The organism is Vibrio sp. B1FIG11, assembly GCF_905175335.1.
GTDB lineage: Bacteria > Pseudomonadota > Gammaproteobacteria > Enterobacterales > Vibrionaceae > Vibrio > Vibrio campbellii.
Window position 1 is genome coordinate 3,449,180 of record NZ_HG992751.1, and the last position, 14,528, is coordinate 3,463,707.

Annotated in this window: 3 protein-coding genes, 5 tRNA genes, 5 rRNA genes and 2 pseudogenes; 3 read left to right on the plus strand and 12 right to left on the minus strand. The window is 47.9% G+C overall.

The window, feature by feature from the left end:
• Positions 1-63: 63 nt before the first annotated feature.
• Positions 64-987, plus strand: a complete 924-nt coding sequence (coaA, locus tag KHO06_RS15995; protein ID WP_038893024.1) for a type I pantothenate kinase — start codon at positions 64-66, stop codon at positions 985-987.
• 16 nt (positions 988-1,003) lie between these two features.
• Here the strand turns inward: coaA and birA are convergent, their stop codons facing one another.
• Complete coding sequence (gene birA, locus KHO06_RS16000) at positions 1,004-1,969, minus strand: bifunctional biotin--[acetyl-CoA-carboxylase] ligase/biotin operon repressor BirA (protein ID WP_045372896.1); 966 nt, start codon at positions 1,967-1,969, stop codon at positions 1,004-1,006.
• Positions 1,966-3,010, minus strand: a pseudogene (gene murB / locus KHO06_RS16005) (UDP-N-acetylmuramate dehydrogenase). Before murB ends, birA begins: the two are co-directional and overlap by 4 nt.
• A 101-nt stretch (positions 3,011-3,111) precedes the next feature.
• On the opposite strand from murB, the gene KHO06_RS16010 reads away from it, so the two are divergent.
• Together KHO06_RS16010 and pssA are read left to right on the plus strand one after the other, a co-directional pair.
• Positions 3,112-3,543, plus strand: coding sequence for a GNAT family N-acetyltransferase (locus KHO06_RS16010; RefSeq protein WP_012126554.1), 432 nt, complete (start codon positions 3,112-3,114; stop codon positions 3,541-3,543).
• A gap of 71 nt (positions 3,544-3,614) precedes the next feature.
• Positions 3,615-4,953: pseudogene (gene pssA, locus KHO06_RS16015) on the plus strand (CDP-diacylglycerol--serine O-phosphatidyltransferase).
• Positions 4,954-5,374: 421 nt separating this feature from the next.
• Here the strand turns inward: pssA and KHO06_RS16020 are convergent.
• From KHO06_RS16020 to KHO06_RS16065, 10 genes are all read right to left on the minus strand, one after another.
• Positions 5,375-5,451, minus strand: a tRNA-Trp gene (locus KHO06_RS16020).
• Between the two features lie 68 nt (positions 5,452-5,519).
• A tRNA-Asp gene (locus KHO06_RS16025) sits at positions 5,520-5,596 on the minus strand.
• Positions 5,597-5,628: 32 nt separating this feature from the next.
• Positions 5,629-5,745: ribosomal RNA gene (rrf, locus tag KHO06_RS16030) — 5S ribosomal RNA — on the minus strand.
• An 88-nt stretch (positions 5,746-5,833) separates the two neighbouring features.
• A 23S ribosomal RNA gene (locus tag KHO06_RS16035) occupies positions 5,834-8,723 on the minus strand.
• A 340-nt stretch (positions 8,724-9,063) separates the two neighbouring features.
• Positions 9,064-9,139 (minus strand) — tRNA-Val (locus KHO06_RS16040).
• Positions 9,140-9,169: 30 nt separating this feature from the next.
• Positions 9,170-9,245, minus strand: a tRNA-Lys gene (locus KHO06_RS16045).
• Positions 9,246-9,247: 2 nt separating this feature from the next.
• Positions 9,248-9,323, minus strand: a tRNA-Glu gene (locus KHO06_RS16050).
• Positions 9,324-9,413: 90 nt separating this feature from the next.
• A 16S ribosomal RNA gene (locus KHO06_RS16055) occupies positions 9,414-10,966 on the minus strand.
• Between the two features lie 317 nt (positions 10,967-11,283).
• Positions 11,284-11,400: ribosomal RNA gene (gene rrf, locus KHO06_RS16060) — 5S ribosomal RNA — on the minus strand.
• A gap of 87 nt (positions 11,401-11,487) precedes the next feature.
• Positions 11,488-14,377, minus strand: a 23S ribosomal RNA gene (locus KHO06_RS16065).
• Together the 16S, 23S and 5S rRNA genes with 5 tRNA genes alongside form the textbook arrangement of a ribosomal RNA operon.
• Positions 14,378-14,528 lie beyond the last annotated feature (151 nt).

Below are 14,528 nucleotides of genomic sequence, written 5' to 3' on the forward strand. Positions count from 1 at the left end.
TTGCTTTGCACGGAGCTTGTTGTATGTTCTTGCTCTCTATGAAACCAAGGATAAAAGAGACCCATGAGTCCATTTTTGTCATTTGACCGTGCCGAATGGGCAGAATTGCGTAATTCTGTTCCAATGACACTATCTGAAGATGATTTAACTGCGCTTCAAGGCATTAATGAAAACCTCACTATGGAGGAAGCGGTAGAGATCTACCTTCCTTTGTCTCGCCTTTTAAATCTGTACGTTCAGGCTCGCCAAAGCCGCAACTCGGTACTTCAGCAATTTCTCAACACAGAAGAACATGCCCCACCCTTTGTTATTGGTATCGCAGGCAGTGTGGCAGTTGGTAAGAGTACGACCGCGCGACTGCTAGAGGCTTTGCTATCACGTTGGGAGAACCACCCAAAAGTTGCACTTGTAACAACGGATGGTTTCTTATACCCAAAGAAGGTATTGGAAGAGAAAGGTATCATGCATCGTAAAGGCTTCCCGGAGTCTTACGACATTAAACGCTTGGTCGAATTCGTTTCCGATGTAAAAGCCGGTCAGCCGAATTTAGAAGTCCCGGTTTATTCACACATCACTTATGACATCACTGAAGAACGCAAGAAAGTAGATCGCCCTGATGTACTTATTATCGAGGGATTAAATGTCCTACAGAGCGGTATGGACTACCCGCATGATCCTCATCGTGTATTTGTCTCAGACTTTCTTGATTTCTCTATTTATGTGGATGCGGAAACCGAAACCATCGAGCAATGGTATGTAGAGCGTTTCTTGAAGTTTCGTAGAGGGGCATTTACCAAGCCTGGCTCGTACTTTAGTCATTACACTCAGCTCTCAGTGGAAGAAGCAAAGAGTAAAGCAAAGCAAATTTGGCATGATATTAATGGACTCAATTTAGAGCATAATATTCTTCCCACTCGAGAAAGAGCCCATCTTATCTTACACAAAGGACCAAGCCACTTGGTTGATAAAGTATCACTGAGAAAGTAATGCTAGCTTGATCGCTCTATTCCGTTTTTCTTAAGGAGATCTCACCACCAATGTAGGTCTCCAATCCATTCTCGGTTTCTAGAACAACACCGCCTTGTTGGTCAATGCCTTTCACTACGCCATGCACTTCTCTTGGGCCCATTAGTAACTTCACTGGGCGACCAATAAAATTATCTAAACGATTCCAACGTTCAACAAAACCGGCCAATCCCGTCATTTCGTATTCTTCTAATGCCATCTTCCAATGTTTGATGAACTTGAGCGCTAGGTCATTTCGGTCGATGCTAAAACCATCACTAACTTGATTCAAAGTTGTCCAAGGCTGATCAATGTCCGGCTGCAAGTCTGGCATACCAATATTAAGCCCCATACCAATGACTAAATGCGCTGCACCGCCTGCTTGCCCAGACATTTCCACTAAGATACCCGCGAGCTTTTTATCCTGGTAGTAGATATCATTCGGCCATTTAAGTTTAACGCCTTGAATACCCAACTCTTCGATAGCTTCCACAGCGGCAATGCCAACAACTAAACTCAACCCCATAGCCGCTGCCATACCAGCATCCAAGCGCCAGTACATGGATAAGTATAAGTTTGTACCAAAAGGCGATATCCATTGACGACCACGTCGCCCTCGCCCCTTCGCCTGATATTCTGCTAAGCAGACTCGCCCTTTCACAGAATCATTGACTCGATCGAGTAGATATTGGTTAGTAGAGTCGATCACGGAAATAAGCTCGAGAGGAGTATCCAGTTGAGCTTGAAGTCTCTCTTCGTCGAGTAACTGCAAAGGTTGTGCTAACTGATAGCCACGTCCTTGGATACGGTATATATCAACGCCCCAGTCATTAAGCCCTTTAATGTGCTTAGCAATCGCAGCTCGAGAAATCCCAAGTTCTTGCCCCAAGCCTTCTCCGGAATGAAAACCCCCATCGCTAAGGGACTTGAGGATATGCAGCTTTACAGAGTGTTCCTTTCTCATTGTTTAGCCTCAATCTCAGCTAGATTGGTTTCACCTTTGTTATTCATAAAACGAACTTCGTGTTCAAGTTCAATCTGGTATTTATCCCAAACGGTCTTTTTCACCAAAGACGCTAAGTCGACCACATCATCAGCACTGCAGTTATCAACATTAGTCAACACCAAAGCTTGCAGTGGATTCACTTGAGCACCATTGACCGATATACCCTTAAGGCCACATTGGTCTATTAACCATCCCGCTGCGACCTTCATTCCGCCTTGTGCTGGGTAAGCCACCATATTGCTGTGCTGCTGAATTAGGCGATCATAATGATCTTGGCTGATCACAGGGTTTTTGAAGAAACTGCCTGCATTGCCGACTTTCGCTGGATCAGGCAGCTTTTCCATACGCACTTGGCAAACGCGTTCAAAGATAGCGAGAGGAGTTAACTCATCCTCTGGAATACTCTGCAAAGGGCCATATTGATTGATCGCCTTCCACTGCTTCGGCAATTTCAGACCCACCGCTGTGATAAAGCACTTTTCATACAGTTCGTGCTTGAAGATAGAATCACGATAACCAAACTGGCACTCGTTAGCGGTCATTCGCCTTGTTTCAAAGCTGTGAAGGTCAAGAATGTCCACGTACTCACAAATGCTCTGTAACTCTAAGCCATAAGCTCCGATGTTTTGGATAGGAGCAGAACCCACACATCCAGGAATAAGAGCGAGATTCTCCATCCCCCCCCATGCCCTGCTCAACACTCCACGCAACCAAACTCGGCCAATCTTCCCCACCTTCAATGTGTAGTAAGTAATGCTCGTCGGTTTCAGTGACCGTTTTACCCATTAAACGGTTGATGATCACCATACCTTCATAAGGCTGAGTAAACAGCATGTTGCTGCCCTTCCCCAGAAAGAGCTTGGGTATGTCTTTATAAGCTTGGTCTTGGAAAAGTTGTCTTACGTCCTCTACTGACTCAACAATCGCCAGGTACGCACAGGTTTGTTCGATACCAAATGTGTGGAAAGCCTTAAGGCTCGCGTGTTTCTTAATTTCCATAGTGGATTTGCAACGCCTGATGAGATTCTCTTAAACTGTGAACATTCTACATTAGTTATCTTTTAGCCGCAGTGACAATACCTAGCTCATTAATCATAGAAGTGTTAAATCCAATCAAACTTCCTCTTATTAAGAGGTTGTATAAAGCCCATTATCCCGCTGGACGGGCAAAACGAGACGAGCTAATCATTACAGCCAGTATCGACAACAGTATCGTCGCTTTGTTAAGAATGAAGACGGTAGAGAAGTCACGGCTACTAACCGGTATGCTCGTTGTGCCGGAATATAGGGGGACAGGTGTGGGAGGGGCGCTGCTTGAACATTGCACAAGCAAAGTTTTCAATGATGGCGACTATTGCTTTGCTTTTAGCCATTTAGAAAACTATTACGCACAACATGGATTCAAAACCATCGAGAGCACAGAGCTTCCCAATTCATTAAAAATGGCTTATTTGCGTTATGTAGAGAGTGGTAAAGATCTCATTCCAATGCAATTCATTACTTCTCACACCTCAAAGGGTGTGGTTTTGTAGCCAGAGAAATCATATCTTTGGTAAAATGTCAGGTTCGCAATATTGCACTTAATTAAGGTACTCACACCGGTATGATAGTAAGTAGGAACCCATTCGAACAGTTGCCAAGTCTCGCAGTTAAGCCTGAAGACTTTGAAGTTCTGCATGCAGCAGATACTTTCAGAACTCGTCTTCTTGAAGCGATCAGCAAAGCAACGTCGCGAATTTACCTAGTCGCTCTATATCTGGAAGATGATGAAGCTGGCCGTGAAATTTTCACAGCGCTCTATGAAGCGAAGCAGCGCAATCCTGGATTGGACATCAATATCTGTGTAGATTGGCACCGAGCGCAACGTGGTCTCATTGGCGCAGAGTCGTCAGAAGGTAATGCTGCACTGTACAAAGCCTTCGCAAAGAAATATCAACATTCTATTCCTGTCTACGGTATTCCAGTGCGTGGTAGAGAAGTGTTTGGTGTGCTGCACCTTAAAGGTTTTATCGTAGATGACACCGTGATCTACAGTGGTGCAAGCCTGAACAACGTATACCTTCAGTACAACGATCGTTACCGTTTCGACCGCTACCATGTCATTCAGCATAAAACGTTAGCAGACTCTATGGTGAGGTTCATTCAAGACGAAATGGTCGCTCATCCTGCAGTCAACGACTTAGCCGGCAAAGATAAGCCTGAAACCAAAGAAATCAAAGCTGACATTCGCCAACTTCGCTCTTCACTTGCACGTGCAAACTATGAGTTTGAACCAGAAATTGCTAGCGAAGAAGAAGTGAAGGTGACGCCATTAGTCGGTTTAGGTAAGCGTCGTAATTTACTCAATCAACAAATCGTTAAGCTACTTGCTGCTGCTCAGAACGAAATCTTTATCTGCACTCCTTACTTTAACTTCCCGAAAGCAATTAATCGTGAAGTTAAACGTGCAATGAAACGTGGTGTAAAAGTAACAATAGTGGTTGGTGACAAAACTGCTAACGACTTCTACATCTCCCCTGAAGAAGAGTTTAAGACTATTGGTGGCTTACCATATCTATACGAACTCAATACGTCGTTCGTCAAAAGCAAATGAAGCTAGCATTGCTGCTCGTAAGCTATCTATTCACCTTTGGAAGCACGATAACAACAGTTTCCATCTAAAAGGCATTTGGGTAGATAAGCGCTACATGCTGATGACTGGTAATAACTTGAACCCTCGTGCATGGTCACTGGATCTAGAAAATGGTCTATTGGTACAAGATAACTACGCCAAGATGACAGATAAGTTTGAACAAGAAGTAGCAAACATTCTTGAACATACTCAGCTTATTTGCACCTATAAGCAGCTAGAAAAAGTAGAAGACTACCCGGTAAGTGTTCAGAAGTTAGTTCGCAAGATCACTCGAATCAAAGCTGATGGGGTACTTAAACGTATTCTTTAAGAAGTCTAGCTAAAGTCATAACGAAGCCCAGTATGAAAGTACTGGGCTTTTTTATTACTGGTAGCTTGGGAGGTAAGGGCAACTAAAACTCGCAGAGAACAACAAGGTCTATAAGCTCCGAATAAACAAACTCCCCCTATGACACCCCCTCTAATGACTCATAAGGCAATAACGTTGGGTTACTTTAGAGGGAAATAGCTAGATCGAGTAAATAAGAAGGCTTTCAGTGTCTCCCCTGAATCGACACTTCACCTCGAAGGGGTGAATATTAGGGTATGAACAAAACCCTTTCCCCTTGGGATTCACATTTCCAGCATGCGCTATTTTGGGTTTAGGGGAATCAGATGCACTTTCAACTAGACTGGTATTCTTTTCTTCATATACGAAAAAGGCTCTAGTCTTTCGACTAGAGCCTTGAATATGGCAGGGGTGGAGAGATTCGAACTCCCAACACGCGGATTTGGAATCCGCTGCTCTGCCAATTGGAGCTACACCCCTGTAGAAACTACAGTTTATCACATTGTAGATTCAAAAAAACCTCGCAAAAGCGAGGTCTTTGAAATAAGTGGCGGAGCGGACGGGACTCGAACCCGCGACCCCCGGCGTGACAGGCCGGTATTCTAACCAACTGAACTACCGCTCCGCACTGGTTAGACATTTAAGTCTAAATTTAAAGCCTGGCGATGTCCTACTCTCACATGGGGAAACCCCACACTACCATCGGCGCTAATTCGTTTCACTTCTGAGTTCGGAATGGAAGTCAGGTGGGTCCAAATCGCTATGGTCGCCAAGCAAATTCTTTAATTCGGAAAGCTGTTTCAGTTCTTACACATTCAATTCTGTTCTTGCTTTGAGTCCATCAAAACCCCTTGGGTGTTGTATGGTTAAGCCTCACGGGCAATTAGTACAGGTTAGCTCAACGCCTCACAACGCTTACACACCCTGCCTATCAACGTTCTAGTCTCGAACAACCCTTTAGGATACTTAAAGTATCAGGGAAGACTCATCTCAGGGCTCGCTTCCCGCTTAGATGCTTTCAGCGGTTATCGATTCCGAACTTAGCTACCGGGCAATGCGTCTGGCGACACAACCCGAACACCAGAGGTTCGTCCACTCCGGTCCTCTCGTACTAGGAGCAGCCCCCTTCAATCTTCCAACGCCCACGGCAGATAGGGACCGAACTGTCTCACGACGTTCTAAACCCAGCTCGCGTACCACTTTAAATGGCGAACAGCCATACCCTTGGGACCGACTTCAGCCCCAGGATGTGATGAGCCGACATCGAGGTGCCAAACACCGCCGTCGATATGAACTCTTGGGCGGTATCAGCCTGTTATCCCCGGAGTACCTTTTATCCGTTGAGCGATGGCCCTTCCATTCAGAACCACCGGATCACTATGACCTGCTTTCGCACCTGCTCGAATTGTCATTCTCGCAGTCAAGCGGGCTTATGCCATTGCACTAACCTCACGATGTCCAACCGTGATTAGCCCACCTTCGTGCTCCTCCGTTACGCTTTGGGAGGAGACCGCCCCAGTCAAACTACCCACCAGGCACTGTCCGCAACCCCGATGAGGGGTCAACGTTAGAACATCAACACTACAAGGGTGGTATTTCAAGGACGGCTCCACTAATACTGGCGTACTAGTTTCAAAGCCTCCCACCTATCCTACACATGTAGGGTCAATGTTCAGTGCCAAGCTGTAGTAAAGGTTCACGGGGTCTTTCCGTCTAGCCGCGGGTACACTGCATCTTCACAGCGATTTCAATTTCACTGAGTCTCGGGTGGAGACAGCGTGGCCATCATTACGCCATTCGTGCAGGTCGGAACTTACCCGACAAGGAATTTCGCTACCTTAGGACCGTTATAGTTACGGCCGCCGTTTACCGGGGCTTCGATCAAGAGCTTCGACCGAAGTCTAACCCCATCAATTAACCTTCCGGCACCGGGCAGGCGTCACACCGTATACGTCATCTTACGATTTTGCACAGTGCTGTGTTTTTAATAAACAGTTGCAGCCACCTGGTATCTGCGACTCTCAATAGCTCCATCCGCAAGGGACTTCACCGTCGAGAGCGTACCTTCTCCCGAAGTTACGGTACCATTTTGCCTAGTTCCTTCACCCGAGTTCTCTCAAGCGCCTTGGTATTCTCTACCCGACCACCTGTGTCGGTTTGGGGTACGATTCCTTACAATCTGAAGCTTAGAGGCTTTTCCTGGAAGCATGGCATCAATGACTTCACTACCGTAGTAGCTCGACGTCGTGTCTCAGCCTTAAGAAGAGCCGGATTTACCTAACTCTTCAGCCTACGCACTTGAACCTGGACAACCGTCGCCAGGCCCACCTAGCCTTCTCCGTCCCCCCATCGCAATTGTAAGAAGTACGGGAATATTAACCCGTTTCCCATCGACTACGCCTTTCGGCCTCGCCTTAGGGGTCGACTTACCCTGCCCCGATTAACGTTGGACAGGAACCCTTGGTCTTCCGGCGAGGAGGTTTTTCACCCCCTTTATCGTTACTCATGTCAGCATTCGCACTTCTGATACGTCCAGCATGCGTTACCACACACCTTCAACCGCTTACAGAACGCTCCCCTACCCAATGCACTAAAGTGCATTGCCGCAGCTTCGGTTTACTACTTAGCCCCGTTACATCTTCCGCGCAGGCCGACTCGACCAGTGAGCTATTACGCTTTCTTTAAATGATGGCTGCTTCTAAGCCAACATCCTGGCTGTCTGAGCCTTCCCACATCGTTTCCCACTTAGTAGTAATTTGGGACCTTAGCTGGCGGTCTGGGTTGTTTCCCTCTCCACGACGGACGTTAGCACCCGCCGTGTGTCTCCCGGATAGTACTTACTGGTATTCGGAGTTTGCAAAGGGTTGGTAAGTCGGGATGACCCCCTAGCCTTAACAGTGCTCTACCCCCAGTAGTATTCGTCCGAGGCGCTACCTAAATAGCTTTCGGGGAGAACCAGCTATCTCCAGGTTTGATTGGCCTTTCACCCCTAGCCACAAGTCATCCGCTAATTTTTCAACATTAGTCGGTTCGGTCCTCCAGTTGATGTTACTCAACCTTCAACCTGCCCATGGCTAGATCACCTGGTTTCGGGTCTATATCCAGAGACTGAACGCCCAGTTAAGACTCGGTTTCCCTACGGCTCCCCTAGATGGTTAACCTTGCCACTGAATATAAGTCGCTGACCCATTATACAAAAGGTACGCAGTCACACCACGAAGGTGCTCCTACTGCTTGTACGTACACGGTTTCAGGTTCTATTTCACTCCCCTCACAGGGGTTCTTTTCGCCTTTCCCTCACGGTACTGGTTCACTATCGGTCAGTCAGTAGTATTTAGCCTTGGAGGATGGTCCCCCCATATTCAGACAGGATATCACGTGTCCCGCCCTACTCGATTTCACTTTAAATGCGTTGCCGGTTACGGGGCTATCACCCTGTATCGCACAACTTTCCAGAAGTTTCACCTGACGCATAAAAAGCTTAAGGGCTAGTCCAATTTCGCTCGCCGCTACTTTCGGAATCTCGGTTGATTTCTTTTCCTCGGGGTACTTAGATGTTTCAGTTCCCCCGGTTCGCCTCGCTGCGCTATGTATTCACGCAACGATACTAGCTTATGCTAGTGGGTTTCCCCATTCGGAAATCCCAGACTCAAATGGTTTTTACTACCTAATCTGGGCTTATCGCAAGTTAATACGTCCTTCATCGCCTCTGACTGCCAAGGCATCCACCGTGTACGCTTAGTCACTTAACCATACAACCCGAAGGAGTTTCGAATTGAAGTTAAACAACCAAAGTTGCTATCTCATTATTTGAATGAGCGAGATAGCTTTCGATTTTGCCGGACTCAAATATGTTTTGCTTTCGCAAAACCCAAGAACACTTGAATGTGTTGTTTGGAGTATTCAATTAAGAATACTTTGAGAACTTTACAAACAAACTTAAAAGTTTGTTTTGTCAGCTTTCCAAATTGTTAAAGAGCTATGTTTCTTCACAAGGAAGTACATTTTCTAAAGACTTTCAGAGACGAAGATTCTAACCACGTACGTTTTACTGAAGTGGTTTGGAATTCCTATCCAAAAATACTTAGAGAATGGTGGGCGATACCGGGCTCGAACCAGTGACCCCCTGCTTGTAAGGCAGGTGCTCTCCCAACTGAGCTAATCGCCCACATAAGTTTTAATTCTTCGTGGAGAAGAATGGTGGGTCGTGCAGGATTCGAACCTGCGACCAATTGATTAAAAGTCAACTGCTCTACCAACTGAGCTAACGACCCAATGGTATCCCGTAGGGGAGTCGAACCCCTGTTACCGCCGTGAAAGGGCGGTGTCCTAGGCCTCTAGACGAACGGGACACTAAGTTGAACATCTTGGGAGATGTTCTATCTCTTTACTTTATAAACCGTATCAATCTGTGTGGACACTCATCGTGAGTAATCATCGTATAAGGAGGTGATCCAGCGCCAGGTTCCCCTAGCGCTACCTTGTTACGACTTCACCCCAGTCATGAACCACAAAGTGGTAAGCGTCCTCCCGAAGGTTAAACTACCTACTTCTTTTGCAGCCCACTCCCATGGTGTGACGGGCGGTGTGTACAAGGCCCGGGAACGTATTCACCGTGGCATTCTGATCCACGATTACTAGCGATTCCGACTTCACGGAGTCGAGTTGCAGACTCCGATCCGGACTACGACGCACTTTTTGGGATTCGCTCACTCTCGCAAGTTGGCCGCCCTCTGTATGCGCCATTGTAGCACGTGTGTAGCCCTACTCGTAAGGGCCATGATGACTTGACGTCGTCCCCACCTTCCTCCGGTTTATCACCGGCAGTCTCCCTGGAGTTCCCGACATTACTCGCTGGCAAACAAGGATAAGGGTTGCGCTCGTTGCGGGACTTAACCCAACATTTCACAACACGAGCTGACGACAGCCATGCAGCACCTGTCTCAGAGTTCCCGAAGGCACCAATCCATCTCTGGAAAGTTCTCTGGATGTCAAGAGTAGGTAAGGTTCTTCGCGTTGCATCGAATTAAACCACATGCTCCACCGCTTGTGCGGGCCCCCGTCAATTCATTTGAGTTTTAATCTTGCGACCGTACTCCCCAGGCGGTCTACTTAACGCGTTAGCTCCGAAAGCCACGGCTCAAGGCCACAACCTCCAAGTAGACATCGTTTACGGCGTGGACTACCAGGGTATCTAATCCTGTTTGCTCCCCACGCTTTCGCATCTGAGTGTCAGTATCTGTCCAGGGGGCCGCCTTCGCCACCGGTATTCCTTCAGATCTCTACGCATTTCACCGCTACACCTGAAATTCTACCCCCCTCTACAGTACTCTAGTCTGCCAGTTTCAAATGCAATTCCGAGGTTGAGCCCCGGGCTTTCACATCTGACTTAACAAACCACCTGCATGCGCTTTACGCCCAGTAATTCCGATTAACGCTCGCACCCTCCGTATTACCGCGGCTGCTGGCACGGAGTTAGCCGGTGCTTCTTCTGTCGCTAACGTCAAATAATGCAGCTATTAACTACACTACCTTCCTCACGACTGAAAGTGCTTTACAACCCGAAGGCCTTCTTCACACACGCGGCATGGCTGCATCAGGCTTGCGCCCATTGTGCAATATTCCCCACTGCTGCCTCCCGTAGGAGTCTGGACCGTGTCTCAGTTCCAGTGTGGCTGATCATCCTCTCAGACCAGCTAGGGATCGTCGCCTTGGTGAGCCCTTACCTCACCAACTAGCTAATCCCACCTAGGCATATCCTGACGCGAGAGGCCCGAAGGTCCCCCTCTTTGGCCCGTAGGCGTTATGCGGTATTAGCCATCGTTTCCAATGGTTATCCCCCACATCAGGGCAATTTCCTAGGCATTACTCACCCGTCCGCCGCTCGACGCCGTTATCGTTCCCCGAAGGTTCAGACAACTCGTTTCCGCTCGACTTGCATGTGTTAGGCCTGCCGCCAGCGTTCAATCTGAGCCATGATCAAACTCTTCAATTTAAGATTTTGTTCGGCTCAATGAATACTGAACATTACATAAAGTAATGTTTGAATTGACTGTGCTGAATCTTTCGATTCAATGGTCACTTCGTTTCATTGAAACCTAATTTGAAGCCGAAGCTTCTAATTGGATTATCATCAACGAGTGCCCACACAGATTGATAGGTCTATATTGTTAAAGAGCTTGGCTTTCAGTGCCTTAGCACTTAAGCGAGGTGCGTATAATACGCTTTCCACTTTGAAAGTCAACATAAAACTCTAAAATAATTTAGAACTTTATGGTGACTTGCTTATTAAATAAGCAAGTGCGAAATAAAGCCTGGCGATGTCCTACTCTCACATGGGGAAGCCCCACACTACCATCGGCGCTAATTCGTTTCACTTCTGAGTTCGGAATGGAAGTCAGGTGGGTCCAAATCGCTATGGTCGCCAAGCAAATTCTTTAATTCGGAAAGCTGTTTCAGTTCTTACACATTCAATTCGTTCTTGCTTTGAGTCCATCAAAACCCCTTGGGTGTTGTATGGTTAAGCCTCACGGGCAATTAGTACAGGTTAGCTCAACGCCTCACAACGCTTACACACCCTGCCTATCAACGTTCTAGTCTCGAACAACCCTTTAGGATACTTAAAGTATCAGGGAAGACTCATCTCAGGGCTCGCTTCCCGCTTAGATGCTTTCAGCGGTTATCGATTCCGAACTTAGCTACCGGGCAATGCGTCTGGCGACACAACCCGAACACCAGAGGTTCGTCCACTCCGGTCCTCTCGTACTAGGAGCAGCCCCCTTCAATCTTCCAACGCCCACGGCAGATAGGGACCGAACTGTCTCACGACGTTCTAAACCCAGCTCGCGTACCACTTTAAATGGCGAACAGCCATACCCTTGGGACCGACTTCAGCCCCAGGATGTGATGAGCCGACATCGAGGTGCCAAACACCGCCGTCGATATGAACTCTTGGGCGGTATCAGCCTGTTATCCCCGGAGTACCTTTTATCCGTTGAGCGATGGCCCTTCCATTCAGAACCACCGGATCACTATGACCTGCTTTCGCACCTGCTCGAATTGTCATTCTCGCAGTCAAGCGGGCTTATGCCATTGCACTAACCTCACGATGTCCAACCGTGATTAGCCCACCTTCGTGCTCCTCCGTTACGCTTTGGGAGGAGACCGCCCCAGTCAAACTACCCACCAGGCACTGTCCGCAACCCCGATGAGGGGTCAACGTTAGAACATCAACACTACAAGGGTGGTATTTCAAGGACGGCTCCACTAATACTGGCGTACTAGTTTCAAAGCCTCCCACCTATCCTACACATGTAGGGTCAATGTTCAGTGCCAAGCTGTAGTAAAGGTTCACGGGGTCTTTCCGTCTAGCCGCGGGTACACTGCATCTTCACAGCGATTTCAATTTCACTGAGTCTCGGGTGGAGACAGCGTGGCCATCATTACGCCATTCGTGCAGGTCGGAACTTACCCGACAAGGAATTTCGCTACCTTAGGACCGTTATAGTTACGGCCGCCGTTTACCGGGGCTTCGATCAAGAGCTTCGACCGAAGTCTAACCCCATCAATTAACCTTCCGGCACCGGGCAGGCGTCACACCGTATACGTCATCTTACGATTTTGCACAGTGCTGTGTTTTTAATAAACAGTTGCAGCCACCTGGTATCTGCGACTCTCAATAGCTCCATCCGCAAGGGACTTCACCGTCGAGAGCGTACCTTCTCCCGAAGTTACGGTACCATTTTGCCTAGTTCCTTCACCCGAGTTCTCTCAAGCGCCTTGGTATTCTCTACCCGACCACCTGTGTCGGTTTGGGGTACGATTCCTTACAATCTGAAGCTTAGAGGCTTTTCCTGGAAGCATGGCATCAATGACTTCACTACCGTAGTAGCTCGACGTCGTGTCTCAGCCTTAAGAAGAGCCGGATTTACCTAACTCTTCAGCCTACGCACTTGAACCTGGACAACCGTCGCCAGGCCCACCTAGCCTTCTCCGTCCCCCCATCGCAATTGTAAGAAGTACGGGAATATTAACCCGTTTCCCATCGACTACGCCTTTCGGCCTCGCCTTAGGGGTCGACTTACCCTGCCCCGATTAACGTTGGACAGGAACCCTTGGTCTTCCGGCGAGGAGGTTTTTCACCCCCTTTATCGTTACTCATGTCAGCATTCGCACTTCTGATACGTCCAGCATGCGTTACCACACACCTTCAACCGCTTACAGAACGCTCCCCTACCCAATGCACTAAAGTGCATTGCCGCAGCTTCGGTTTACTACTTAGCCCCGTTACATCTTCCGCGCAGGCCGACTCGACCAGTGAGCTATTACGCTTTCTTTAAATGATGGCTGCTTCTAAGCCAACATCCTGGCTGTCTGAGCCTTCCCACATCGTTTCCCACTTAGTAGTAATTTGGGACCTTAGCTGGCGGTCTGGGTTGTTTCCCTCTCCACGACGGACGTTAGCACCCGCCGTGTGTCTCCCGGATAGTACTTACTGGTATTCGGAGTTTGCAAAGGGTTGGTAAGTCGGGATGACCCCCTAGCCTTAACAGTGCTCTACCCCCAGTAGTATTCGTCCGAGGCGCTACCTAAATAGCTTTCGGGGAGAACCAGCTATCTCCAGGTTTGATTGGCCTTTCACCCCTAGCCACAAGTCATCCGCTAATTTTTCAACATTAGTCGGTTCGGTCCTCCAGTTGATGTTACTCAACCTTCAACCTGCCCATGGCTAGATCACCTGGTTTCGGGTCTATATCCAGAGACTGAACGCCCAGTTAAGACTCGGTTTCCCTACGGCTCCCCTAGATGGTTAACCTTGCCACTGAATATAAGTCGCTGACCCATTATACAAAAGGTACGCAGTCACACCACGAAGGTGCTCCTACTGCTTGTACGTACACGGTTTCAGGTTCTATTTCACTCCCCTCACAGGGGTTCTTTTCGCCTTTCCCTCACGGTACTGGTTCACTATCGGTCAGTCAGTAGTATTTAGCCTTGGAGGATGGTCCCCCCATATTCAGACAGGATATCACGTGTCCCGCCCTACTCGATTTCACTTAATATGCGTTGCCGGTTACGGGGCTATCACCCTGTATCGCACAACTTTCCAGAAGTTTCACCTGACGCATAAAAAGCTTAAGGGCTAGTCCAATTTCGCTCGCCGCTACTTTCGGAATCTCGGTTGATTTCTTTTCCTCGGGGTACTTAGATGTTTCAGTTCCCCCGGTTCGCCTCGCTACGCTATGTATTCACGCAGCGATACTTACTTATGTAAGTGGGTTTCCCCATTCGGAAATCCCAGACTCAAATGGTTTTTACTACCTAATCTGGGCTTATCGCAAGTTAATACGTCCTTCATCGCCTCTGACTGCCAAGGCATCCACCGTGTACGCTTAGTCACTTAACCATACAACCCGAAGGAGTTTCGAGTTGATAATCAAATCACCAAAGTTGTCTGCAATTTTTATACATGATGCAGACTCGATTTTGCCGGACTCAAATTCCAAGAACACTTGAATGTGTTGTATTGGTGTTTGTCATAAAGACAAACATTGAGA

Excerpts from the sequence above, each read along its gene's own strand:
- coaA (WP_038893024.1), top strand. The coding sequence starts at position 64 with ATGAGTCCATTTTTGTCATTTGACCGTGCCGAATGGGCAGAATTGCGT.
- birA (WP_045372896.1), bottom strand. The coding sequence starts at position 1,969 with ATGAGAAAGGAACACTCTGTAAAGCTGCATATCCTCAAGTCCCTTAGC.